This window comes from Sphingomonas sp. PAMC 26605 (assembly GCF_000241485.1).
In the GTDB taxonomy this organism is placed as follows: domain Bacteria; phylum Pseudomonadota; class Alphaproteobacteria; order Sphingomonadales; family Sphingomonadaceae; genus Sphingomonas.
This window is the reverse complement of record NZ_JH584241.1, coordinates 3492634-3517381: the sequence shown is the minus strand read 5'-3', so window position 1 is coordinate 3517381 and position 24748 is coordinate 3492634. Positions and strand designations below refer to the sequence as shown.

Sequence of the window (24748 nt, the reverse complement as noted above, 5' to 3'; positions counted from 1 at the left end):
ACCCCAACCCCTCCCCTGAAGGGGAGGGGCTTCCTGCTCAATTTGCGAGCGCGGCCCACACCGAATAGGCGCTCGTCACGGTCAGCAGGCCGCCGACCATTCCCATCAGTCGGCGCGCCGGCACGCGTTTGGCGATCACCGCGCCGATCGGCGCGGCGATCAATCCGCCGATGAGGATGCCGAGCGTCTGCAGCGTGAAGGCCTTGAGCCCGAGCGTCGCGATGAAGGTCGCCGAGATCGTCGCGGTGAGGAAGAATTCCGAGGTGTTGACCGTGCCGATCGTCGTCCGCGGTGCGGCGCCCTGGACGAGCAGGTTGGAGGTTACCACCGGGCCCCAACCACCGCCACCCGCGGCATCGAGAAAGCCGCCGATGAGCCCGAGCGGCTCGATCACCTTGGGCTGCTTGGGCGCGACCGGTCCGCGATAGGCGCGGTAGAGCAGATACAGCCCCATCAGCGACAGATACGCCATCACGAACGGCCGCGCGACCGCGCCGTCGATATGACTCAGCACATAGGCGCCGAGCGCGCCGCCGATCATCCCCGGAATGACGAGGCGCCGAAACAGCCGCCAGTCGACATTGCGGTGAACGATATGGCTGACGCCCGACGCCGCGGTGGTGAAGGTCTCGACCGCATGGACGCTCGCCGAAGCGACCGCCGGCGGCATGCCGAGCAGCACGACGAGCAATGTGTTGTTGATCACCCCGAACGCCATGCCGAGCGCGCCATCGACGATCTGCGCGGCAAAGCCGATCAGGATGAAGGGCAGCACGCTCGCGAAAACGGCAGCGAAATCGACAGTCGCAAGATCGGGCATCGTCAACAGATCACCGCCTTTTTCAAATCCTACAAGAAAGATAGGCTTTACTTCTGCAAACTTAGCGACCGGCTGCGCCTTTAATTCGACGGGTCGAAGCGTTAGATAGCGCGCTGATGAAGGGGAAACCGCAATGATGGGACGATTGATCGCCTATCTCGATTCGATCAAGGCGCGCGATCCGGCCCCGCGGTCGCGGCTCGAGATCCTGACCTATCCGGGCGTGTGGGCGCTCGGCTACCACCGTATCGCGCATCGCCTGTTCAAGGCGCGGCTGTTCTTCCTCGCGCGCGCGGTCAACCATTTCTCGCGCTTCATGACCGCGATCGACATTCATCCGGGTGCGACGATCGGGCGCAATTTCTTCATCGACCACGGCTTCGTCGTGATCGGCGAGACTGCGCATATCGGCGACAATGTCACGATTTATCAGTGCGTGACGCTCGGCGGCACCAGCCCCGACAACGGCGTGGCCGGCAAGCGCCACCCGACCTTGTGCGACAACGTCATCATCGGCTCGGGCGCGCAGGTGCTCGGTCCGATCACGCTCAACAAGGGGTCGCGCGTCGGCGCGAATGCCGTGGTCACCAAGGATGTCGTCGAGGGTGCGGTGATGGTCGGCATTCCGGCGCGCGCGACGATGGTCGAGGGCGGGCAGAAGCCGGTCGAATTCCTTGCCTACGGCACGCCGTGCCGCGACATGTTCGATCCGGCGACGCAGAAGGTCGAACTGCTGCGCTGCGAGCTCGAGACGATGCGCAAGCGGCTCGACGCTTTGCTGCTCGAAAATACCGATATACGCGATCGGGCTTGATGGGAACGGTCACCCCTTTTCCCGGCGCGCGTGGCGCCCCGCTGCAGATCGGCTTCGACCGCCTCGAACTCAACCGGATCCTCGATCTGTACGGTCGGATGGTCACCGCAGGGCTATGGCGCGACTATGCAATCGATCTCGGCCATGAGGCGGCGGTCTTCGCGGCCTTCCGCCGTGCCGCCGAGCGCCCCGAGTTCCGCGTCGAGAAACGCCCCGCGCTGCGTCACAAGCAGGGCATGTGGGCGTTGATCGGCGAACATGGCATGGTGCTCAAGCGCGGGCCCGAGCTCGGCGCGGTGCTCGCGCCGGTCGAGCGGCGCTTGATGAAGGTTGTCGACTGACCAGACGTGCCGCGCGCGGGGATCGCTACGCGATCCGCGGCACTGTGAAGCAGGCGATCGCGCCGCGTTCGGCTTGATTGCGGAGCGTGATGACCCCGCCCTGCGCCTCGACGATCGCCTTGCAGATCGGCAGGCCGATCCCCAGTCCGTCGCTCTTGGTCGTGACAAAGGGTTCGAACACGTCGGGCAGCAGCGTCCGGTCGATTCCGGGCCCCGAATCCGCCACGCAGATTTCGACGACCTGCCCCTTGTCGGACGCGCTGATGACGATATCGACCGGCGTGCCGTCGGCAGCATCGACCGCGTTCTGCAGCAGGTTGAGCAGCGTCTGCTGGATCAGGATGCGGTCGCACGAGACGATGAGCGACGCCGGAAGATCCAGCGTGATCCGCGCGCCGGGGCGGCCGAGCGTGACGATATCCGCGGCATCGCGGAGCATGTCATCGAGCACGACCGAATCCTGGTGCGTCTCGCGCGGGGTCGCGAGCGATTGCAGTGTCCGGATGATCTCGCCCGCCGAACGGCTCCCCTCGGTCGCGGCCTGCAGCGACTGGGCGATGAGCACGGGGTCGCCCGCGCGATCGACGAGCATCCGTGCCACCGCCAGATGGTTGCTGATCGTCGTCAGCGGCTGCGAAAGTTCGTCCGCCAGCGTCGTCGCCATCATTCCCATCGCGTTGAGGCGCGACAGATGGATCAGATCGTTGCCGAGCGAGGCGAGCCGCGCGCGTGCGGTGCTCAAATCGGGGAGGTCGGCGCGCGCGCCGCGATCCACCGCGAAGCCCACGCCCTGCTGCGCCAAGCGGCAGAGTCGCAGGAAGACGGTGGCGATCGTGGCGGGATCGGCCGTGGCATCGAAGACGACGCTGTGCGGCACGCCGGCCGCGCTCCAGGCATGATCGTCGTTTCCCGAGAGATAGCCGATCGCTATCGCCGGATCGTCGGCGCGCGCGCGGCGCGCCTGCTCCCAGCGGTCCGCCGACCCATCGCTGTCGATCGCGAGGATGATCCCGTGGCGCCCGTCCGTGAGACTGGCCGCGTCGGGTGCCGCCGACGGCTGGATCGTTGCACAACGCACGCCGTCGAAGCGTTCGAACGCTTGCTTCAGCGCAGTGCGGGCAACCGTGTCATGATCGACGATCAGAATTGAGGTCACCCAGGCCCCCGTCGCTGCGTGAGCGGGCGCGGGCGCGCGCGAATCCCACGGTGCGCTTGATAAGGTACGCGAATTTTCGCGTCGCACAAGAAGGGTGGCCGGACTGCGGCGGACGAATCCGGCGAGGCGGGGTCAGCGCGCCGTTCCGGCCTGGACCGGACGACGCACCGACCGCGCGGCGGGGTCAGCCGCCCTGCAGCTTCTTGAGGATGCTCATCGACTGTTCCGCACCGTTCTGCGGGGTCATCTCGCCCGCGCGATCGGTGATCTCGGCCCAATGCGCCGCGATGCCCTCGGGCGAGAGATCGTCGCCGCTGAGCAGCTTGCCCTGCGTCAGCGTGACGTACGCCGCCTGGAACACGCCGGCGCCCGCGCCGATGATCATGTTGGTCGGCGATTCCTCCGACACGAGGTAGAGCGCGGCAGGCGCGACCTTCTCGGGCGCGAAGGCGGCGAACGCTTCTGCCGGGAAGAGGTCCTCGGTCATCCGCGTGCCCGCGGTCGGCGCGATCGTGTTGACCTTGATGTTGTTCTTCGCACCCTCGATCGCGAGCGTCTTGGTGAGCCCAGCGAGGCCGAGCTTGGCCGCGCCGTAATTGGCCTGGCCGAAATTGCCGTAGAGCCCGGTCGACGACGCGGTCATCAGGATGCGGCCGTAATTCTGGCCGCGCATCGTTTCCCACACCGCCTTGGTGACGTTGGCCGAGCCGTTGAGATGGACGTCGATGACGAACTTGAAATCGGCCGGTTCCATCTTGGCGAAGCTCTTGTCGCGCAGCACACCGGCGTTGTTGATCAGGATGTGAACGCCGCCCCAGGTCTCCTTGGCCTTGGCGACCATCTCGACCATCTGCTCGTACTCGGTGACGCTGCCGCCGTTCGAGATCGCCTCGCCGCCGGCCGCCTTGATCTCTTCGACGACCTTCAGCGCCGCGTCGCTATGGCCGGTGCCATCGCGCGAGCCGCCGAGATCGTTGACCACGACCTTCGCGCCGCGCTTGGCAAGTTCCAGCGCATAAGCGCGACCGAGACCGCCGCCGGCGCCGGTGACGATGGCGACCTTATCATCGAAACGGATGGACATGGATGGACTCCTCTAGGTGGTTTGAGGCGCGTCCTAGGCAATTGCGCGCCGCGTGCAAGCCGCGATCGGCATACTGCAGATACGAAAAGGCCGGCGTGCAGAGCTTCTGCACGCCGGCCGTAACGGCAACTCTTGCACGCCCTCGCCGGAAAATTCCGGCGCCGGCTCAGCGCTTGTGCATGCGCTTCCCGTGGACGCGGGCACCGGCGGCGTTCGAACGCTCGGTGCAGCCATCCTTCACCGTGCGCGAGCAGGCCGGATAGTCGCCGGTCGCTGCCATCGGTGCTGCGGCTGCGGGGGCGGCAGCCGGCGCGGCCTGCGCAGGAGCGGGCTGTGCCATTGCCGGATCGGCGGCCGGGGCGGCGGGCTGCGCCATTGCCGGGTCGGCGGCCGGGGCGGGCTGGCCGGGAGCCGGCTGCTGCTGCGGCTGGCTCATCGAAGTGTCGGGGGTCGCCGGCGCGGGCGTGGTCTGCGCCAGAGCGGGCATGGCGACGATAGCGGCGAGCGCCGCGAACATCATGATCTTCATAAAACAGTCTCCTGCGAACGGGCAGCATGGTGTGCTGCTCGTCCGGTCCAACGCACATTGTGCCGCATGGGTCCCGTTTTTCTTTACGCTCCCGAATCGAGTGCGTAGCCCGCCGATCGCACCGTGCGGATGATGTCGGGCCGGTCGCCGCGGTTGATCGCCTTGCGCAGCCGGCGAATATGGACATCGACCGTGCGGCTTTCGATGTCGCTGTCATGCCCCCACACCGCGTCGAGCAGCCGCTCGCGCGAAAACACCCAGCCGGGATGTTCGAGAAAGTGTTTCAGCAGGCGGAACTCGGTCGGCCCGAGCGGGATCACTTCGCCCGAGCGGCGGACCTTGTGGCCGACGGTATCCATCTCGATGTCGGAATAGGTCAGCTGCTCGCCCGCCAGCGCCGGACGCACGCGGCGCAGCACAGCGCCGACGCGCGCGACGAGTTCGCGCGGGGAGAAGGGCTTGGTGACGTAATCGTCGGCGCCGGTCTCGAGCCCGCGGACGCGATCCTCTTCTTCGCCACGCGCGGTCAGCATGATGATCGGGACGTTCGCCGTCTCGGGCATGCGGCGCAGGCGGCGGCACACTTCGATCCCCGACAGCCCCTCGACCATCCAGTCGAGCAGCACGATGTCGGGGGTATTCTCCTTCGCGAGCAGCAGCGCTTCCTCGCCATCGGGCGTCTGCGCGATCTCGAAATCCTCGCGCTTGAAGTGCCAGATCAGCAGCTCGGCGAGCGCGGCATCGTCTTCCACCAGCAGCATTTTGGCGCGGGCCATATCGTTTACTCCGTCAGGCTGGGAAGGGCGCCGCGGTCACGTTCGACCATGTGCGTGCCGGTTGCGGCGTAGTAGATCATCTCGGCAATGTTGGTCGCATGGTCGCCCACGCGTTCGAGATTCTTGGCGATGAAGAGGAGCTGCGTGACCTGCCCGATCGTGCGCGGATTCTCCATCATGTGGGTGACGAGCACGCGGAACAGGCTGTTGTAGAAATCATCGACCTCACGGTCGCGCTGGCACACTTCGACCGCGGCATCGGCGTCGCGTGCGGCAAACGCATCGAGCGCGTCGTGCACCATTCGCACCGCGAGCGCCGACATGGCGGGCAGCACCGAGAGCGGCTCGATCTCGCCATGGCTCTCGATCGAGGGGACGCGCTTGGCGATGTTCTTGGCGTAATCGCCGATCCGCTCGATCACGCCGGCGATCTTCAGTGCCGCGATGACCTCGCGCAGATCGTCGGCGAGCGGGGCGCGCAGCGCGATGATGCGCACCGCGAGCTGTTCGACCTCGAGCTCGAGCGCGTCGATCTTCTTGTCGCCCGCGATGATGAGCTGCGCGCCTTCGAGGTCGTGGCGGCGCAGCGCTTCCATCGCGCCCGCAATGGCATGCTCCGCCATTCCGCCCATCTGCGCGATGAGCCCGCGAAGCTGGCCGATATCGGCATCGAAGGCCTTAACCGTATGATCGTTCAATGGCATGTCCCGTTCAACCGTACCGGCCGGTGATGTAATCCTTGGTGCGTTCCTGCCGAGGATTGGTGAAGATGTCCGAGGTCGCGCCATATTCGATCAGCGTGCCCAGGTGGAAGAAAGCGGTGCGCTGCGAGACGCGCGCGGCCTGTTGCATGTTGTGCGTGACGATCACGATCGCGTAGCGGCCCTTCAATTCGTGGATCAGTTCCTCGATCTTGGCGGTGGCGATCGGGTCGAGCGCCGAGCAGGGCTCGTCCATCAGGATCACCTCGGGGTCGACCGCGATCGCGCGCGCGATGCACAGCCGCTGCTGCTGACCGCCCGACAGCGCGGTGCCGCTGTCGGTGAGCCGGTCCTTGACTTCGTCCCACAGGCCGGCGCGGCGCAGCGAGCGCTCGACGATCTCGCCGAGCTGGGTCTTGTTGCCGGCAAGGCCGTGGATGCGCGGGCCGTAGGCGACGTTCTCGAAGATCGACTTGGGAAAGGGATTGGGCTTCTGAAACACCATGCCGACGCGGGCGCGGAGCTGCACCACGTCCATCTCGGGCGCGTAGATGTCCTCGCCGTCGAGCGTGATCTCGCCCTCGACCTTCGCCGCGGGGATCGTGTCGTTCATCCGGTTGAGCGTGCGCAGGAAGGTCGATTTGCCACAGCCCGACGGGCCGATCAGCGAGGTGACGTGATCCGATCCGAAATCGAGCGACACGTCGTCGATCGCTTTCTTGGCGCCGTACCAGACGTTCACATGCTGCGCGGAAATCTTGTGTTGGTTGGGAATGCTCACCAGCGGGTCTCGAATTTGTTGCGGAGGTAGATCGCGAAGCCGTTCATCGCGAGCAGGAAGACGAGCAGGACTATGATCGCCGCGCTGGTCTTTTCGACGAAGCCGCGATCGATCTGATCCGACCACAGGAAGATCTGGACGGGCAGGACGGTTGCCGGATCGGTCAGCCGCGCGGGCGGCGACGCGATGAACGCGCGCATCCCGATCATCAGCAGCGGCGCGGTCTCGCCGAGCGCGCGCGCCATGCCGATGATCGTGCCCGTCAGAATGCCGGGAAGCGCGAGCGGCAGGACGTGGTGAAAGACGACCTGGATCGGGCTCGCGCCGACACCCAAAGCCGCGTCGCGGATCGAGGGGGGCACCGCCTTGATCGCGTTGCGCCCCGCGATGACGATCACCGGCATCGTCATCAGCGCAAGCGTGAGGCCCCCGACGATCGAGGCCGAGCGCGGCAGGCCGAAGGTACCGAGGAACACCGCGAGCCCGAGCAGGCCGAAGATGATCGAGGGTACCGCCGCGAGATTGTTGATCGAGACCTCGATCAGGTCGGTCCAGCGGTTTCGCGGCGCATATTCCTCGAGATAGAGCGCCGACAGCACGCCGACCGGAAAGGCAATCAGCAGCGTCACCAGCATCGTGAACAGCGAGCCCTTGAACGCCCCCCAGATGCCCGCGCGCGTCGGATCGTTCGAATCCGACGCGGTGAGGAAGGGGAGGTTGAAGCCGGTCGAGATCGCGTGGCGCTTCTCAAGCTGTGCTACGATCGCTTCCGAGGCCGGGTCGCCCTGGCGCTTGGCGGCGACGTCGATCGCATCGGCCGCGGGCACCCAGATCGTTGTGCGCGCGCCGAGCAGCGAGGGGTCGCGCTTCAACGCCTCGCGCACGCGCAGCCAGCCGCCGTCGGAAAGCCAGCGATCGCCGCCGGGCCCGAACGCGGTCTTGGCCGAGGCGTCGGTCAGCCCCTCGATATTGGCGGTCGACAGCGCAAGGTCCGCGCCCGGCCCGCGCAATTCGGCGGGGGTCAGCAGCAGGCCGGCATGCGCGAAGTCGATCGGCACCGCGATCCGCGTCTGCAGGAAGCCGCTCGCGCCGTTATACACCATCGTCACGAGCAACACCGCGAGGAACCCCGCCGACAGCACCACCGCGCCGAGCCCGAGCCAGCGGAAGCGGCGCTCGGACGCGTAGCGGCGGCGGATGCGGCGCTGCATCGACTGCGTGCGCCAGTCGGTCGGCGCGCGGTCCGCAGGCCCCGCCTCGGTCGTCGCGACACCGGGGACGAGCCCGCTCAGGATGGGGGCGTCACTCATAGGCTTCGCGATACCGTTTCACGACCGTCAGCGCGACGATGTTGAGGAGCAGGGTGATGACGAACAGCGTGAGCCCCAGCGCGAAGGCGGCGAGCGTCTTCGGGCTGTCGAACTCGGCCTCGCCGGTGAGCAGATCGACGATCTGCTTGGTGACGGTGGTCGCGCTCGCGAACGGGTTGAGCGTCAGCGTCGCGACGCCGCTCGCCGCCATCACGACGATCATCGTCTCGCCGATGGCGCGGCTGACCGCCAGCAAGACGCCGCCGACGACGCCGGGCAGCGCCGCGGGAAGTAGTACGCGGCGGATCGTCTCGGAGGAGGTCGCGCCCATCGCGAGGCTGCCGTCGCGCATCGCGCCGGGGACGGCGGCGAGCGAATCATCGGCCATCGAGGAGACGAACGGGATGATCATCACCCCCATCACCAGCCCAGCTGCCAGCGCGCTTTCCGAACTCGCCCAGGTGATGCCGATCGACACGGCCAGATCACGCACCGCCGGCGCCACCGTCAGCGCGGCGAAATAGCCGTAAACGACGGTCGGTACGCCCGCGAGCACTTCGAGGATCGGCTTCATCCAGCGCCGTGCGCGCGGCGTCGCATATTGCGTGAGATACACCGCGCTCATCAGCCCGAACGGGATCGCGACGAGCATCGCGATCACCGCGCCGATGAAGAACGTCCCCCAGAACAACGGCACCGCGCCGAGCGTCTTGCCCGGGTCGGCGGGGTCGATGACTTGCGGGCTCCAGTGCGTCCCGAACAGGAAATCGCCGATCGGCACGACGCTGAAGAAGCGCCACGATTCGAACAGCAAAGAGGCGACGATCCCCATCGTCGTCACGATCGCGATCAGCGAGGCGGCGAGCAGGCATGCCATCACGACGCGCTCGATCTTGCTGCGCGCGCGGAAATCGGGGCGGACGCGGGTATAGGCGACGCCGCCCGCAGCGAAGGCGAGCAGCAGCGCGACCGCAGAGCCGATCCAGTCGTTGCGGTTCTGCGCGGCGGCATAAGCCGGCGCCAGCTTCTGCGACAGCGGGTTGAACGCGCCGAAGCTGTTGCCCGAAGCGAGACTGCGCGCTTCGGACAGGATCGCCGCCCGGTCGAACCCGGGCGGGGGCAATTGCGCCGCGGCGGGATCGTGCAACACGCGGTCGGTCACCAATGCGGGCGAGGTCGAGACCCAGATGCACAGGAACAGGGCGGCAGGCAGCACCGTCCACAAAGCGACGAAGCCGCCGAAATGCGACGGCAGCGAGCTGAACCGCGCAGTGCTGCCGCGGCGAAAGCCAACGGCGCGCATTCGCGCCGTCAGCCAGCCGATCAGGCCGAGCCCCGCGATGACGAGGGAGAGAGTAAGGATCGACAAAGCGGGGTTTTCGACTTCAGGTTCGAGGGTAACGAAGGGCGATCAGAGCAGCTTCGAGGGATTGAGCGGCGTTTCGTCCTTGATGATCTGCGCGCTGCGCTTGCGCACGTCGTCGGGCGCCGCGATCAGCCCCTTGGCGACGAGCGGGCCCTTGGGATCCCACGATTGCGCATAGAGCGCGAGGAATTCGCGCAGGCCCTTGATCGCGGTGAGATGCGCCTTCTTGACGTACAGATAGAGCGGCCGCGATCCCGGATAGGCGCCGCGCGCGATCGTCTCATAGGTCGGCTCGACGCCGTTGATCGGCACGCCGTTGAGCTTGTCCTTGTTTTCCTCGAGATACGAATAACCGAAGATGCCGATCGCATTGGGGTTCGACTGGAGCTTCTGGACGATCAGATTGTCGTTCTCGCCGGCATCAACATAGGCGCCGTCTTCGCGGATCGCAGTGCAGCCCTTGGCATAGCCGGCCGGATCCTTCTCCTTCTTGTCGGCGAGCGACGGGTTGATCGCGTCACAGCCCTTGGCGAGAATCAATTCGGCGAGCGCATCGCGCGTGCCGCTGGTCGAGGGCGGGCCGTAGACCTGGATCGGCACTGCCGGCAGCGCGGGATTGACGTCCTTCCACGTCTTGGCGGTGTTGGGCTGGCCCATCGGGGTCGCCGCGAGCGCCTTGTAGAGATCGACCGCTGTGAGCTGGAGTTTGGGACCGCTCATCGATTCGGCGAAGGCGACGCCGTCGAGCCCGATCTGCACCTCGATGATGCTGTCGACGCCATTGTCCTTGCAGGTGCGATATTCGCTCGCCTTCATCCGGCGCGAGGCGTCCTCGATGTCGGGATGCGCCGCGCCGACGCCGGCGCAGAACAGCTTCATCCCGCCGCCGGTGCCGGTCGATTCGATCGCGGGCGATTTCATCCCCGGGGTCTTGTTGATCAATTGCTCGGCGACGATGGTGGTGAAGGGGAAGACGGTCGACGAGCCGACGACGGTGATGTGGTCGCGCGAGCCCGCGCCGCCGCCATTGGCCTGGTCCTGACAGGCACTGAGTGCCAACGCTGCCGCACTACTGGCGGCAAAAGCGAAGATCGCGCGTTTCCGGTTCATGGATTCTCCCCTCGGACAGATGGGTCCGTAGTACCACGATAGCATCGCGACAAACCGCCTGTGTGACACTGTCGTTACCGTTTTATGACGGCGCCCGATTGGCCATGTGCGGGGAGCAGGATCGTGACCGTCGTGCCCTTGCCGACGACGCTGGCCACGTCGAATCGCCCGCGATGGCGTTCGATGATATGTTTGACGATCGCGAGCCCGAGCCCGGTGCCGCCGGCCGCGCGGCTGCGGCCCGGGTCGACGCGATAGAAGCGCTCGGTCAGGCGGGGGATATGTTCGGGCGCGATCCCTTCGCCTTCGTCGGTCACGCTGATCCGCACCATTCCCGCCGGGTCGCGCCACAGCTTCACGGTCACCGGCGTTCCGGCGCGGCCGTATTTCATCGCATTGCCGATGAGGTTGTGGAGCACTTGGCTCAACTGCGCGCGGTCGCCGGCAACGGGCGGTACGCTCAGATCGATGTCGGCGACGATGTCGGCGCTGCGCTTGTCCTGCGCGTCGAGCAGCTCTGAGCGCACTTCGCCGATCAGCCCGCCGATATCGACCGCGCGATCGGGCAGGCGGTATTTCTCCGCCTCGATCCGGCTGAGCGAGATGAGGTCCTCGACCAACCGCTGCATCCGCCGCGCCTCGTCGAACATGATCTTGAGGAAACGCCCGCGAACCTGCGCGTCTTCGCCCGCTTTGTCGTCGCCGAGCGTCTCGATATAGCCGAGGATCGAAGCCAGCGGGGTGCGCAGTTCGTGGCTGGCATTGGCGACGAAATCGACGCGCATCCGCTCGGCGGCGTAATTACCGGTGCGATCGACCAGCTGGACGATGCGCTGGCCACCCTCGGCGCGGCTCACGTGCATTTCCCAATGTTGATCGAGCGTGCCGAGCCCGACGAGATTGGTCGGCCCTTGCGGGCTGGCGGCCGGCGGGCCGGCGAGCCGCTCGGCGGCGCCGGGATGGCGGATCGCGACGCGGACGTCCTCGCCGACGATATGCTTGCCGAGCAGCCCGAGGGCGACGGCATTGGCATGCGTCACGCGGCCCTCCGCGACGATGAGTACGGGTTCGACGATCGCCTCGATCACCTCCTGCGTCGCGGGTGGGCTGAGCGCGGGGGTGGCGGGGAGCTGGCGCGGTGTCTCGATCGGCCCGTCGCCCGTACCCGTCGCGACGAGCGCGGCGGCAATCCCGCCGACCAGCGTGACGAGCGCGGGCTGCAGATCCCCCGCCAGCAGGAACACCGCAATCGCCGCGACGACGATGAGACCGATCGCCGTGATCGTCCGAGACCCGAAACCCTGGAGCATTCCGCCGCCTTAGCGCAAAGATGCTTAAGCTCGATAGCCTTGCTTGCCAGCGATTTGCGAATGTGAAATGGCTGTCAGTATGACTGACCTTCCGCCCGAGACCCCCAACGCAACGCGCCGCCGGGCGCTGATGCTCGGCGCGGCCGGCGCCGCCGCGGTCGTCTCGATCCGCCCGGCGCTCGCCGCGACCACCGCATCGATCTCGACCTGCGAGATTCCGGTGCCCGATCCGGGGCGGGCGGGCAGCTATATCGCCGCCGACGGCACCACCGTGCCGCGCGGAACGCGCGGTGCGTTCGCGCCGCCGGGGCGACCGTTCAAGGGCGAGGAGGTCAAGACCGCGCTGGCCGGCGGACAGCTGCCGGGGACGAGCTATCAGCAGAGCCGCGCCTACACCAATTACATCCGGCGGCTGCAATCGGGGACGAGCGGCTTCACCTGCTTCGCGTCGTTGCAGATGCCGCGCGGCTGAGGCGGTGGCCCCGGCGGACGACGCCGTCCTCTACCGCATGGCGCGGGCCGAAAGCCTGAGCATTGTCCATCTCGACAGTTTTTCCGCGGTATATCATCGCGATTCGGGCATTACGCATCTGATCACCGCGCCTGCGCCCGAGATTTTGGCGACGCTGGGCGAGGCGGGGATGACGCGCGCGGCGCTGCTCGAACGCCTCGCGCGCGACTATGCGCTGGGCGATGCCGATACGGACGTGCTGCGCGAGCGGCTCGACGAACTCGTCGCGACCGGGCTGGTGTCGCGCGCATGAACCACGTCTTCAGCGTCGCGATCGGGCCGGTGGGGTTCCGCATCGGCTCGGACTGGCGCGCGCCGATCGCGCAGCTCGAGGCTTTGTACCGCGCCTATCCCAAGCCGGACGGTGGCGTTCCCGATTTCACCGTGCGCCTGTTCGCGGCGCGGCCGTGGCGGCGCGTGCTGCGGCCGGCGGTGATGATCGGCGGCGATTTCGTGCTGCCCGAGGCGGCGCCGCTGCCGCTCGCGCAAGGGCTGCTCGCCGCCGAGATGGGGATGAACCTGCAGATGGCGCTCGGCCAGCGCCGCTATCTGCTGCTCCACGCCTCGGTCGTCGAACGCGATGGCGAGGCGCTGGTGATGACGGGCGTGTCGGGCGCGGGCAAGTCGACGCTCGCCGCGCTGTTGTCGCTTCGCGGATGGCGACTGATGGGCGATGAATTTGCGTTGCTCGATCCCGAAACGGGACAGATGCATGCCTTTCCACGGCTCGTCAGCCTCAAGAATGCGAGCATCGCGACGGTCGCGGCGGAGGCGCCGGCGGATCGCTTCGGGCCGCTGCTCGAGGGAACGCCCAAGGGGACGATCCGCCATTTCGTCCCCGATGCGCACGCGGTCGCGACGATGCCGCAGCCGGCGCGCCCGGCGATGATCCTGTTCCCGAGCTTCGGCTTCGAACCCGCCGCGCGCGACGTGTCGGCGAGCGAGGTGTTCGTCCGGCTGACCCAGGCCTCGACCAACTATGTCGCGCTCGGCGAGCGTGGCTTCGACGCCCTCACGACGCTCGTGACCTCGATCCCGGCACGCGCGATCGACTATCCCGACACCGCCAGCGCGATCGCGCAAGTGGAGGCGGCATGGGCGGCGCGGTGATGCGCCGCGCGCCCGATGGCTGGCTGCTGGCGCGCGCGCTGCGCTTGCCGGAAAGCACGCTCGAGCTCGACGCGGGGGGGTGGACCGCCCTGCTCGCGATCGCGCGCGCCGAGCAGATGCTCGGCACGCTGGCGTGGCGGCTCGATGGTTTGGCGGTGCCGGCTGCGGTCGGACGCATTCTCGAAGATGCCTGGCGGTCGACCGAACAGGGGCGGGTCGTCGCCTTGTGGGAGGCCGAGGCCGCACGCCGCGCGCTGGCGCCGCTCGGCGAAAGGGTCGTCCTGCTCAAGGGCACCGCGTTCGTCGCGGCGGGGTTGCAGGCCGGGCAGGGGCGATCGATCGGCGATCTCGACATCCTCGTACCGCGCACATCGCTCGATATGGTCGAAGCTGCGTTGCTCGACGCGGGGTGGGAGTGGGTCAAGCCCGATCCGTATGACGACGCCTATTACCGCCAGTGGATGCACGAGCTCCCGCCGCTGATCCACCGCGATCGCGATCGGATGATCGACGTGCATCACACGATCCTTCCGTTGACCGCGCGTATCACGCCGAATGCGGCGGCGTTGCTCGCCAATGCGGTCGAGGTTGCGCCGGGGCTGTGGGCGCTGGCGCCCGAGGACATGGTCATCCACGCCGCCGCGCATCTGTTCGCCGACGGTGATCTCGCGGGCGGGATGCGCAACCTGTGGGACATCGATCGGCTTTGCCGTCAGTTCGCGGCGACCCAGTCCGACTTTTACCTGAGCCTCTACGAGCGGGCCGGGGAGGAGGGGTTGTCCGATCAGGTCCAGCGCGCGTTACGCCTTTGCTGGCAGCTCTATGACACGCCCGCGGTCGGCTACACCGGACCGATCACGATCGACCTGAACCCGCGCTGGTCCGACCGCCTCTATCTCCGCCGCGTCACCGCGCGCGACGGTTGGGGGCGGGCGACGCGCCCGGTGACGCGGATGGCGTTCTACATCCGCTCGCACTGGTTGCGGATGCCGCCCGCGATGCTCGCGCGGCATCTCTGGACCAAATGGCGCAAGGGTGGCGCCGGGCCCGCCTCAGGCTGACAGGCGGTCGAGCGTCGGGAGCAGTTCGTCGAACGAATCGATGATGGCGTCGGCGCCCATCTCCTCGACCGGCTCGAGCAGGAAGCCGAAGCTGACCGCGATTCCGGGGATCTCGGCGTTCTTCGCCGCCATGATGTCGTAGATTGAATCGCCGACGAACGCCGCCTTTCCGCCGCCGCAGCGCCGGATCATCTCGTCGATCGGCGCGCGGTCGGGCTTGGACAGGCCGGGCCCCATCGTGTCGCCGCCGATGATGCACGCGAAACGCTCGGTCAGCCCGAGATCGGCGAGCAGCGTCAGCGCCAGGCTCTCGAACTTGTTGGTGACGACCGCGCTCTTGATGCCGCGCGCGTCGAGTTGGTCGAGCGCCGCGATCACGCCGGGGAAGGGGCGCGTATGGACCGAAATGTGCGCGGCATAATAGGCCAGCATCCGCTTGTAGATCGGACGAAATTCCTCGGGCGTGCAGCCGCCGGTCGCCTCGAGCCCTTGCGCCAGCATATGCTTCGCGCCGCCTCCGACCATCGTCCTGACCTGCGCGACGGTGAGCAGCGGACGCCCGGCGGAGGCGAGGGCGTCGTTGACCGCGGCGGTGAGATCGCCGCTGCTGTCGACCAAGGTGCCGTCGAGGTCGAACCCCACGATCTGGAATGAATTCGTCGTCATGCGACCCCGCCTGGCAGGGTTGCTATGGAATTGGCAAGTCCGGCGTGGCAGGGCTGGCGCCATGGATAGCCTCACTCGCCCGCCCATCGCCGCCATCATCCTTGCCGCCGGCAAGGGCACCCGAATGAAGTCCGACCTGCACAAGGTGCTCCACCCGATCGCCGGGCGACCGATGCTGCTGCACCTCGCGGCGAGCGTCGCGGCGCTCGATCCGGCGCGGACCGTGGTCGTGACGGGCGCGGGGCGCGAACAGGTCGAGGCGGCGGTCTCGCCGCTCGGGATCGCGACCGCGCTGCAGGCCGAACAGCTCGGTACCGGGCATGCGGTGGCGCAGGCGCAAGCGGCGCTCGAAGGGTTCGTTGGCGATGTGCTGATCCTCTACGGCGACGTCCCGCTCGTCTCATCGGCGACGATGCAGGCGATGCTCGACCGGCTCAACGCGGACGACGCGCCGGTGGCGGTGGTGCTTGGCTTCCGCCCCGCCGATGCCGGTGCCTATGGCCGGATCATTGCCGAGAACGGCGTGATCGCCAAGATGATCGAGTTCAAGGACGCTACACCCGCCGAGCGCGCGGTCGATTTGTGCAACTCCGGGCTGATGGCGGTGCGCAGCGCCGATCTGTTCGCGCTGCTCGCCCGCGTCGGCAACGACAATGCGGCGGGCGAATATTACCTGCCCGACATCGTCATGCTCGCCGCCGCCGACGGTCGGCGCTCGGCGGTGATCGAGACGGGCGCGACCGAAGTCGCCGGGGTCAACAGCCGCGGCGAGCTCGCCGCGGTCGAGGCATCGTGGCAGGCACAACGCCGCGCGCAGGCGATGGCCGACGGCGCAACGCTGATCGCCCCCGAAACCGTCTGGTTCGCGCACGACACGGTGATCGGCCGCGACGTCGTGATCGAGCCCAACGTCGTGTTCGGCCCCGGCGTCAGCGTCGGTGACGGCGCAGTGCTCCACGCCTTCAGCCATATCGAGGGCGCGCAAATCGGCGCCAAGGCCGAGGTCGGCCCGTTCGCTCGCCTGCGCCCCGGCGCGGTGATGGGCGAGAAGTCGAAGGTCGGCAATTTCGTCGAGATGAAGAAGGCCGTGCTCGGCGCGGGCGCCAAGGCGAGCCACCTGACCTATCTCGGCGACGCCGAAGTGGGGGCGGGGGCCAACATCGGCGCGGGCACGATCACCTGCAATTACGATGGCTTCTTCAAGGCCAAGACGATCATCGGCGAAGGCGCGTTCATCGGATCGAACTCGGCGCTGGTCGCCCCGGTGACGATCGGCGCGGGCGCGATCGTCGGTGCGGGGTCGGTGATCACCGCCGACGTCGAAGCCGATGCGCTCGTACTGGTGCGCCCGCAGCAAGTCTCCAAGCCCGGATGGGCCAAGCGCTTTCGCGATGCGATGACGGCGAAGAAAGCTGGCAAGTGATATCATGCGATGATATCTATCGATGATGGCTAGCAGGACCCTGGTTTCGCTCGGCGACGATCGCATTGCGCGGCTCGATCAGATCGCGGCCGAGCACGGCCAGTCGCGCGCGGCCGTGATTCGTGACGCGGTCGATCGGCTGATCGCGAGCGACGCGGAAGAGGGGGATCGGCAACGGCGACTGGCGGCTTTGCGCGCCGGCTTCGGGGCCTGGAAGGATCGCACCGACATTGGCGACGCCGTCGAATGGCAGCGGCGCGAACGCGCGAGCTGGACCCGTCCCTGGGACGACGATTACGAAGACGTCAAAGCCGAGTTTCCCGATCTCTTCGACGCGGAGGATGATCGTCAGCGCGCAATCTATCTTGATCTGCTGCGGGGCGTGCAGCCGTCGCCGAAGTCGTGAGCGCCGCGTCGTTCGACGGCAATATCCTGATCGATGCCCTTAACGGCAACGTGTCAGCGCAGCTCGAGCTCGAGTCGGTCGACGATCGCTGGATCAGTCGGGTGACGTGGATCGAGGTCATGTCCCGCGTTGACCAGATCACGATACCGCGGACGAAATCGCTGTTGGAGGGGTTCCTGATCGATGAGCTCGATATTCCGATCGCGACGCGCGCGGCGGAACTGCGCAACGAACGCCGGCTGAAGCTTGCCGACTCGGTCATCCTCGCGTCAGCACAGGTTCACGGACGCATTCTAGTGACCCGCAACACCAAGGACTTCCCGGCGAGCTTGCCGGGCATCCGCATCCCCTACACCCTCTAGTTTCGAGACATTCCATGTGTGGCATCGTTGGCATCCTGAGCACCGAAAACGTCGCCGATCGTCTGCTCGACGGCCTCAAGCGGCTCGAATATCGCGGCTATGATTCGGCCGGCATCGCCACCGATTTCGACGGCGCGATCGAGCGGCGGCGCGCGCCGGGCAAGCTGATCAACCTCGCGCGCGAACTCGCGGCGCATCCGCTCCCCGGCAAGACCGGCATCGCCCACACGCGCTGGGCAACGCATGGCGGCCCGACCACCAATAACGCGCACCCCCATGCGACCGGCGAGGTCGCGGTCGTCCACAACGGCATCATCGAGAATTTCAAGCCGCTGCGCGACGAACTCATCGCCCGCGGCCGCACCTTCACCAGCGAGACCGACACCGAAGTCGTCGCGCATCTCATCAGCGAGAAGGTCGAGGCCGGCCTCGCCCCCGAGGATGCGGTCCGCGAGGTCCTGCCGCGGCTCCACGGCGCGTTCGCGCTCGCCATTCTATTCCGCCAGCATCCCGATCTGCTGATCGGCGCGCGGCTCGGCTCGCCGCTGGTCGTCGGATACGGCGAGGGCGAGATGTATCTCGGCTCCGACGCGCTCGCGCTCGCGCCGCTGACGCAGCGCATCGCCTATCTCGACGAAGGCGACTGGGTCGTGCTGACGCGCGAGGGCGCACAGGTCTATGACCGCGACAACACGGCCGTAGAACGCGCGGTCACGCTGTCGGGCGTCACCGGCGACGTGGTGTCGAAGGGCAACCACAAGCATTACATGCTCAAGGAGATCTACGAGCAGCCGATCGTCGTCGCGCAGACGCTGCGCTCGTACCTCCAGCGCATGGAGGAACGTGTCACGCTGCCGATCCCCGAGTTCGACCTCTCGACGATCAAGCGCGTCACGATCGTCGCCTGCGGCACCAGCTTCTACGCCGGCATGGTCGCCAAATACTGGTTCGAGCAGTTCGCGCGCGTGCCGGTCGATCTCGATGTCGCCTCCGAATTCCGTTACCGCGCGCCGGTGATGGAGGAGGGGGGGCTCGCGCTCTTCATCAGCCAGTCGGGCGAAACCGCCGACACGCTCGCGGCCCTTCGCCACGCGCGCAGCGAGGGGCAGACGATCGCGGTCGTCGTCAACGTGCCGACCAGCTCGATGGCGCGCGAAGCCGACATTCTGCTGCCGACGCACGCCGGGCCGGAGATCGGCGTCGCCTCGACCAAGGCCTTCACCTGCCAGCTCGCGGTGCTGGCGGCGCTCGCCGCGAACCTCGCGCGCGCCAAGGGCAAGCTCAGCCCGGCAGAGGAGAAGATGATCGTCAAGCATCTCGCCGAAGCCCCCGCCGCGATCAACGGCGCGCTTGCCTATGACGAGGCGATCGAGGCGATGGCGCATCACATCGCAATCGCGCGCGACGTGCTCTATCTCGGTCGCGGTACCGACTATCCGCTGGCGCTCGAAGGCGCGCTGAAGCTCAAGGAAATCAGCTACATCCACGCCGAGGGCTATGCCGCGGGCGAGATGAAGCACGGGCCGATCGCGCTGATCGACGAGAACGTCCCCGTCATCGTCATCGCGCCGTCGGGGCCACTGTTCGACAAGACCGTCAGCAACATGCAGGAAGTCCAGGCGCGCGGCGGCAAGGTCGTTTTGATCTCGGATTATGACGGCATCCAGGCGGCGGGCGACGGCTGCATGGCGACGATCACCATGCCCAAGGTCCATCCGCTGATCGCACCGCTCGTCTATGCCGTGCCCGTCCAGCTGCTGGCGTATCATGTCGCGGTGATCAAGGGCACCGATGTCGATCAGCCGCGCAACCTTGCCAAGTCGGTGACGGTCGAGTGAGCGCACCGCTGATCGCGGGCGTCGAGCTCGGCGGGACCAAGGTGATCTGCGTCCTGGCGAGCGGCCCCGACGACGTGCGCGAGCGCGTTCAGATCCCGACGACCACGCCTGACGAAACGCTGACTGCGGTCGAGGAGGTGTTGCGGCGCTGGTCGGGCTATGCCGCGCTAGGCATCGCCAGCTTCGGTCCGGTGTCGCTCGACCGCAGCGCTGCGACGTACGGCTACATCACCGCCACCACCAAGCCGGGTTGGTCCGACACCGATGTCGGGCTGCGGCTGGCGAAGGTCGCGGGGGTGCCGTTCGGCTTCGACAGCGACGTCAACGGTGCCGCGCTCGGCGAAGGCCGCTGGGGCGCGTCGCACGATGTCAATGATCATGCCTATATCACCGTGGGGACGGGGGTCGGCGTCGGGCTTGTCCTCCACGGTGCCCCGGTCGCAGGGATGACGCACGCCGAGCTGGGCCATGTCCGCCCGCTGCGGATGGCGGGCGACGCCTGGGGTGGCAGCTGCGCCTTTCATGGCGACTGCGTCGAAGGGCTGGTGTCCGGGACCGCGATCCGGGCGCGCACCGGAACGGCCGCGCAGGATCTGGCCGCGACCGATCCGGCTTGGGACACCGTTGCGCATACCCTTGCGCAACTTTGCCATACGGTGGTGCTGACGGGCATTCCGCGTCGGATCGTGATGGGCGGTGGCGTGATGGTCGGCGTACCGCATCTGTTGCCGCAAATTCGCACGCGTCTGGTGGCGAGCCTCGGCGGCTATGTCGCCGCGCCCGGGCTGTTGCCGATCGACCGCTTCGTCGTCCCCGCTGCGCTCGGCGACATGGCGGGGCCGCTCGGCGCAGTGCAATTGGGGGTGCTCGCGCTCGACCGCGGCTGAGTTTCGCGATCGTCGTTTACGACGCGTTAACCGCCTTGGCATACCAGTCGGTAACGGGCTTTAATGCCCACTCTCTTGCAGGCGGGGTGGCTATGCGAATTCTTATCGTCGACGACGAACCGGCCATGCACGACAGCTATCGGCGCAGCTTCGCGCCGGCGGCAGGCGATGGCGGCGCGCTCGGCGCGATGGCAGCCGAATTGTTCGGCGACGATACCACCGAAGCGACCGCCGACGACACGATCGCCTTCGATCTCACCCATGCGCTGCAGGGGCTCGATGGCGTGGCGGCGGTCGAAGCCGCGTTGAAGGCCGGCGACCCCTATGCCGTCGCCTTCATCGACGTGCGGATGCCGCCCGGCATCGACGGCAAGGAGACCGCGACGCGGATCCGCAAGCTCGATCCCAATATCAACCTCGTCATCGTTACCGGCTATTCGGATTTCTCGCCGATCGAGATCGCCAAGGCGGCGGGTCCCGCCGACAAGATCTTCTACATCGCAAAGCCGTTCGAAGTCGCCGAGGTGACGCAGATGGCGACCGCGCTCGCGCATCGCTGGCGCGGCGACCGCGAACTGGCGGAAGCACGCGAGACGCTCGCCGCGCAGGTCGTCCAGCTCCAGGAACAGGGCCACGAACTCGCCGCGAACGAAAGCCGCGCGATCCACATGGCGAACCACGATTCGCTGACCGAGGCGCCCAACCGGCTCGCCTTCCGCCGCGCGCTGACCGAGCGTGCACAGCATCCGGGGCAGTTCGCGGTGGCGATGGTCGATCTCGATCGTTTCAAGCTGGTCAACGACACGCTCGGCCATCTCGCCGGCGACGAACTGATCCGCACGATCTGCGACATCCTGCAGACCTCGATCCCCGCCGGCGGTCTCGTCGCGCGGCTGGGCGGCGACGAGTTCGGGCTCCTGTTCGACACGCCGGGCGCCGAAGCCGCCGAAATGGAATGCCAGCGGATCCTCAAGGCCTGCACCGGCACTTTCAAGGTGCTCGGCAATTCGGTCCAGGGGGGCGCGTCGTTCGGTCTCATCGTGACCGAGCCGGGCGAATCGCGCGACCCGACCGACCTGATGCGCCGCGCCGATCTCGCGCTCAACGACGCTAAGCGCGAGGGCCGCGGCGTCGTGCGGCTGTTCGACGAAGGCATGGATGAGAATATCCGGCTGCGCCGCGCGATCGAGGGTGGCCTGTCGCAGGCGATCGCCAAGGGCGAGCTCAGCCTCGTCTATCAGCCGATCGTGGCGCGCGAGGAACTGGAAGTCGTTGGCTTCGAGGCGCTGCTGCGCTGGAACACCAACGAGCATGGGCCGATCAGCCCGGCGGTGTTCATCCCGATCGCCGAGGAGACCAACCTGATCCACGAACTCGGCGACTGGGTGCTCGCTGAGTCGCTGAAGGTGCTCGGCGAATGGCCGGGGCAGTACGTGTCGGTCAATTTCTCGCCGCGCCAGTTCCGCCGCCACAATTTCGTCGCGCGGCTGGTCGAGACCGTCCAGCGCGCCGGGATCGACCCGCGCCGCGTCCAGATCGAGATCACCGAGACCGCGATCTTCGACGATGCCGATCGCGCCGCCGACACGCTCTACAAACTCCGCCAGATGGGCTTCCGCATCGCGCTCGACGATTTCGGCACGGGCTATTCCTCGCTCTACAATATCCGCAAGTTCGCGCTCGATTGCCTCAAGATCGACCGCAGCTTCATCGACGGCATGGGCCGCGAACGCGAGAGCGCGGCGATCGTCCATTCGATCATCCATCTTGGCCACGCGCTCGGGCTCGGCGTGATCGCCGAAGGGGTCGAGACCGACGCGCAGTTGCAGGCGCTGCGCGTCGCCGGTTGCAGCCACATGCAGGGCTATTTCTTCTCGCGGCCGGTCGCGCAGGATCATGCCCGTGAGATCGCCCAAAGGCGCTACATGCTCGATCCCGTGGTCGAGCCCGTGATGGACGAAGCGATCGAACCGGGTAACGGGACGCACGGCTGATGCCTGGGTCCCGACGCTCCGCACGGGGCCGGATCGAGGCGTTGCGCGAACCGAGTTCGCTCGGCGCCAAGCTCGTCCTGATCCTGATGGGGATCGGCTTGATCGGCTCGGTCGCGCTGACCGCCCTGCTCGCCGCGCTGATCGTGCCGAGCTTCAACCAGCTCGAGGACAAATCGGTCGCCGCGCATATCGAGCGGACGCGCGCCGCGCTCGGTGATTTCGCCGCCAAGGTCGAGGGCGCGGTGCGCGACTATGGCGACTGGACCGCGAGCTACGATTACATGGAGCATCCGACGCCCGAGTTCGAGAAGGAGAGCTTCTCGACGCTCGCGATGGTCAATCTCAACGTCGACGGCATGGCCTATGTCGGCAAGGACGGTCGCATCGTCATCGCTCGCTGGCGCAATCCACCGGGGCGGACCGAGTTCGTTGCCTCGCTCGGCCAGACCGATTTCAGCCACGTGCTCGGCCGCCAGAGCTCGGGGCATTATTATCTGCGGCTCGGCAACGAGCTCGTTGCGGTTGGCGTCGCCGAAGTGCGGCGCAGCGACGGCACCGGCGATCCGCGCGGCTATGTGCTGATGGCGCGGCGGATCACCTCCAAGACGCTGTCGGATGTGCTTCAATTGCCCGCCGCGATCGATTTCAGCAACCGTCCCGATACCGATGCGATCGTCTCGGCGCGCTCGACGCTGCGGATCGCGGTCCCGATCCGCGGCGCCGACGGCCATGCCGTCGCCAGCGCCGCGTTCAGCGTGACGCGTGATCTGTCGTTGCTCGGGCAGCGCATGCTGTTGCTCGCGGTGGTCGGATCGACACTGCTGTTGCTGCTCGTGCTGGCGACGCTGCGGCGGATGATCGCGATGCTCGTGCTGCGCCCGCTGGCGCGCGTCGAGAGCCATATGCAGATGGTGCGCACTTCTGGGTCGCTCGGCCTCTTGCCGGACGAGCCGCGCAAGGACGAAATCGGTTCCTTGCGCAACAGTTTCAACGCGATGCTCGAGCAATTGAAGGATTTGCGCGAACAGGTCGAAGTGCAGAGCTTCGCGCTCGGCAAGAGCGAGAGCGCGGTCGCGGTGATGCACAATGTCCGCAACGCGCTCAACCCGATCAGCACGATCCTGAGCAAGGGGATCGCGCAAGGAGCCCCGGTCGAGCGCAGCGTGCTCGACCGTGCGATCGCCGAGCTCGGCAAGGACGATCTGCCCGTCGCGCGGCGCGCGAAACTGCTCGCCTTCGTCGCGGCGGCGGTCGAGGCCGAGGCGAAGGACCGCGCCGACCGGCACCGCGAGCTGCAGATCGGGCGCGAGGCGATGAGCCATGTGCTCGAGATCATCGGCGCGCAGCAGAGCGCGGCGCACGAGCGGCCAGAAGTCGCGCCGTGCGACGTGACCGAGATCCTCGCCAAGAATGCGACGATCGCGCGCTATTCAGGCAGCGTGTCGATCGCCTTCAGCTTCCCCGCGCACGCGTGTTACGTGATGGCGAGCCGGATCATCCTGAGCCAGGTGATCGGCAATCTCTTCTCGAACGCCGCCGACGCGATCGCCGCGACCGGCACCGACAGCGGATCGATCACGGTGACGATCACCGAGACCGACGGCCGCTCGGTGATCGCGATCCGCGACGATGGCGAGGGTTTCGCCGCCGAGAATGCCCCGACGCTGTTCCAGCGCGGTTTCTCGACGCGCAAGCACAAGTCGGGCGGTCTGGGGTTGCACTGGTGCGCCAATTCGATGGCGGCGATGCACGGTTCGCTGCGGCTCGAAAGCGAGGGGCCGGGGAAGGGCGCCTATGCGCTGCTCACGCTCGAACTCGCGCCCAAGGTCGAGCAGACGCTGGCGGCGTGAGCGGCGATCACGGCGCGGGCGGCGGCGCTCCCGCGGCGATCGTCGGCGCGTCGAACAGGATTCGCTGATTGTTGGCGAAGGTGAAGGTCAGCGTGACGGCGCGGCCCGGCTTTATCCCCGGGTTCATGTCGAACATCATCAGATGCTTGCCGCCGGGCGCGAACGTGACGGTCGAGCCCGCGGGGATCGGCACGTCGCCGAGCGGCTTCATCGCTTCCATCCCGCCCGACTGCATCGACTGATGCAACTCGTTCTTGATCGAGACCTCACTGCTCACCGCGATCAGCGTCGTGTCGGCGGTGCCGCCATGAATCGTGAAATAGGCGACCGCAGGCCGACTCGGCACCGCGGCGAGCCGGATATACCCCTTGTCGACCGAAAGCGTCGGCGGACCGCTGCCGCAAGCGCCCAGCGCAAGCGCGGCAACCAGAACCAAAGACGTGCGCATGCGAAACTCTCCCGCTTCGGGAACAACTTGTGGCGCCATACGTGCGGAGCAATCTTGCGACAAGCGAAAGCCCCCCTATATCGCCGGAGTGAAG

26 protein-coding genes are annotated in these 24748 nt (G+C 67.1%); 13 read left to right on the top strand and 13 right to left on the bottom strand.

Going from position 1 to position 24748, the window contains the following annotated elements; translation table 11 throughout:
- Positions 1-37: 37 nt before the first annotated feature.
- Positions 38-820 (bottom strand): sulfite exporter TauE/SafE family protein, encoded by a 783-nt coding sequence (locus RH90_RS16320; protein WP_029625379.1) that lies wholly within the window; start codon positions 818-820, stop codon positions 38-40.
- A gap of 133 nt (positions 821-953) precedes the next feature.
- Between RH90_RS16320 and epsC the strand changes: the two genes are divergently transcribed.
- Positions 954-1634, top strand: a complete 681-nt coding sequence (gene epsC, locus RH90_RS16315; protein ID WP_029625378.1) for a serine O-acetyltransferase EpsC — start codon at positions 954-956, stop codon at positions 1632-1634.
- Entirely contained in the window at positions 1634-1975 is a 342-nt protein-coding gene (locus RH90_RS16310; protein ID WP_010187111.1) for a DUF2794 domain-containing protein, read from the top strand. The genes epsC and RH90_RS16310 overlap by 1 nt, the downstream gene beginning before the upstream one ends.
- 25 nt (positions 1976-2000) lie before the next feature.
- On the opposite strand, the gene RH90_RS22155 is transcribed toward RH90_RS16310, so the two are convergent.
- From RH90_RS22155 to RH90_RS16260, 10 genes are all read right to left on the bottom strand, one after another.
- A complete protein-coding gene (locus RH90_RS22155; RefSeq protein WP_010187110.1) occupies positions 2001-3131 on the bottom strand; it encodes a sensor histidine kinase in 1131 nt (376 codons plus the stop codon).
- Positions 3132-3315: 184 nt separating this feature from the next.
- Complete coding sequence (locus RH90_RS16300) at positions 3316-4215, bottom strand: SDR family NAD(P)-dependent oxidoreductase (protein WP_010187109.1); 900 nt, start codon at positions 4213-4215, stop codon at positions 3316-3318.
- Between the two features lie 166 nt (positions 4216-4381).
- A complete protein-coding gene (locus RH90_RS16295; protein WP_010187107.1) occupies positions 4382-4744 on the bottom strand; it encodes a hypothetical protein in 363 nt (120 codons plus the stop codon).
- A gap of 83 nt (positions 4745-4827) precedes the next feature.
- A complete protein-coding gene (phoB, locus tag RH90_RS16290) occupies positions 4828-5520 on the bottom strand; it encodes a phosphate regulon transcriptional regulator PhoB (RefSeq protein ID WP_010187105.1) in 693 nt (230 codons plus the stop codon).
- Positions 5521-5525: 5 nt separating this feature from the next.
- The gene (phoU, locus tag RH90_RS16285; protein WP_037492858.1) at positions 5526-6224 is read right to left on the bottom strand and encodes a phosphate signaling complex protein PhoU; all 699 of its coding nucleotides are present in this window, start codon (positions 6222-6224) and stop codon (positions 5526-5528) included.
- A gap of 7 nt (positions 6225-6231) precedes the next feature.
- The gene (pstB, locus tag RH90_RS16280) at positions 6232-7002 is read right to left on the bottom strand and encodes a phosphate ABC transporter ATP-binding protein PstB (RefSeq protein WP_010187101.1); all 771 of its coding nucleotides are present in this window, start codon (positions 7000-7002) and stop codon (positions 6232-6234) included.
- Positions 6999-8312: a phosphate ABC transporter permease PstA gene (gene pstA, locus RH90_RS16275; RefSeq protein ID WP_010187099.1), complete on the bottom strand. Its 1314-nt coding sequence runs from the start codon at positions 8310-8312 to the stop codon at positions 6999-7001. Before pstA ends, pstB begins: the two co-directional genes overlap by 4 nt.
- On the bottom strand, positions 8305-9681 hold the full coding sequence (pstC, locus tag RH90_RS16270) for a phosphate ABC transporter permease subunit PstC (RefSeq protein ID WP_010187097.1): 1377 nt from the start codon (positions 9679-9681) through the stop codon (positions 8305-8307). The genes pstA and pstC overlap by 8 nt, the downstream gene beginning before the upstream one ends.
- 42 nt (positions 9682-9723) lie before the next feature.
- On the bottom strand, positions 9724-10788 hold the full coding sequence (locus RH90_RS16265; RefSeq protein ID WP_010187095.1) for a substrate-binding domain-containing protein: 1065 nt from the start codon (positions 10786-10788) through the stop codon (positions 9724-9726).
- A 74-nt stretch (positions 10789-10862) separates the two neighbouring features.
- A complete protein-coding gene (locus RH90_RS16260; RefSeq protein ID WP_010187094.1) occupies positions 10863-12098 on the bottom strand; it encodes an ATP-binding protein in 1236 nt (411 codons plus the stop codon).
- A 79-nt stretch (positions 12099-12177) separates the two neighbouring features.
- Between RH90_RS16260 and RH90_RS16255 the strand changes: the two genes are divergently transcribed.
- Genes RH90_RS16255 through RH90_RS16240 form a run of 4 tightly spaced genes read left to right on the top strand, consistent with a single transcriptional unit; the run spans position 12178 to position 14780 of the window.
- The gene (locus RH90_RS16255) at positions 12178-12570 is read left to right on the top strand and encodes a hypothetical protein (RefSeq protein WP_010187092.1); all 393 of its coding nucleotides are present in this window, start codon (positions 12178-12180) and stop codon (positions 12568-12570) included.
- A 4-nt stretch (positions 12571-12574) separates the two neighbouring features.
- A complete protein-coding gene (locus tag RH90_RS16250; protein ID WP_232280373.1) occupies positions 12575-12862 on the top strand; it encodes an HPr-rel-A system PqqD family peptide chaperone in 288 nt (95 codons plus the stop codon).
- Positions 12859-13719 (top strand): HprK-related kinase A, encoded by an 861-nt coding sequence (locus RH90_RS16245; RefSeq protein WP_010187088.1) that lies wholly within the window; start codon positions 12859-12861, stop codon positions 13717-13719. The genes RH90_RS16250 and RH90_RS16245 overlap by 4 nt, the downstream gene beginning before the upstream one ends.
- Complete coding sequence (locus tag RH90_RS16240) at positions 13704-14780, top strand: nucleotidyltransferase family protein (RefSeq protein WP_010187086.1); 1077 nt, start codon at positions 13704-13706, stop codon at positions 14778-14780. The genes RH90_RS16245 and RH90_RS16240 overlap by 16 nt, the downstream gene beginning before the upstream one ends.
- Here the strand turns inward: RH90_RS16240 and RH90_RS16235 are convergent.
- Entirely contained in the window at positions 14772-15446 is a 675-nt protein-coding gene (locus RH90_RS16235) for an HAD-IA family hydrolase (RefSeq protein WP_010187084.1), read from the bottom strand. The genes RH90_RS16240 and RH90_RS16235 overlap by 9 nt on opposite strands.
- 61 nt (positions 15447-15507) lie before the next feature.
- Between RH90_RS16235 and glmU the strand changes: the two genes are divergently transcribed.
- From glmU to RH90_RS16200, 7 genes are all read left to right on the top strand, one after another.
- A complete protein-coding gene (gene glmU / locus RH90_RS16230; protein WP_010187082.1) occupies positions 15508-16869 on the top strand; it encodes a bifunctional UDP-N-acetylglucosamine diphosphorylase/glucosamine-1-phosphate N-acetyltransferase GlmU in 1362 nt (453 codons plus the stop codon).
- Positions 16870-16894: 25 nt separating this feature from the next.
- Positions 16895-17275 carry a ribbon-helix-helix protein, CopG family gene (locus tag RH90_RS16225; protein WP_157134610.1) on the top strand — a complete coding sequence of 127 codons (381 nt, stop codon included), beginning with the start codon at positions 16895-16897 and terminating at the stop codon, positions 17273-17275.
- Complete coding sequence (locus tag RH90_RS16220) at positions 17272-17637, top strand: type II toxin-antitoxin system VapC family toxin (protein ID WP_010187078.1); 366 nt, start codon at positions 17272-17274, stop codon at positions 17635-17637. Before RH90_RS16225 ends, RH90_RS16220 begins: the two co-directional genes overlap by 4 nt.
- A gap of 14 nt (positions 17638-17651) precedes the next feature.
- Positions 17652-19475 (top strand): glutamine--fructose-6-phosphate transaminase (isomerizing), encoded by a 1824-nt coding sequence (gene glmS, locus RH90_RS16215; RefSeq protein ID WP_010187076.1) that lies wholly within the window; start codon positions 17652-17654, stop codon positions 19473-19475.
- On the top strand, positions 19472-20362 hold the full coding sequence (locus RH90_RS16210) for an ROK family protein (RefSeq protein ID WP_010187074.1): 891 nt from the start codon (positions 19472-19474) through the stop codon (positions 20360-20362). The genes glmS and RH90_RS16210 overlap by 4 nt, the downstream gene beginning before the upstream one ends.
- Before the next feature lie 92 nt (positions 20363-20454).
- Positions 20455-22356, top strand: coding sequence for a two-component system response regulator (locus RH90_RS16205; RefSeq protein WP_010187071.1), 1902 nt, complete (start codon positions 20455-20457; stop codon positions 22354-22356).
- Positions 22357-22397: 41 nt separating this feature from the next.
- A complete protein-coding gene (locus tag RH90_RS16200) occupies positions 22398-24206 on the top strand; it encodes a CHASE4 domain-containing protein (protein WP_010187067.1) in 1809 nt (602 codons plus the stop codon).
- Between the two features lie 7 nt (positions 24207-24213).
- On the opposite strand, the gene RH90_RS16195 is transcribed toward RH90_RS16200, so the two are convergent.
- A complete protein-coding gene (locus RH90_RS16195) occupies positions 24214-24654 on the bottom strand; it encodes a copper chaperone PCu(A)C (protein WP_010187066.1) in 441 nt (146 codons plus the stop codon).
- Between the last annotated feature and the right edge of the window lie 94 nt (positions 24655-24748).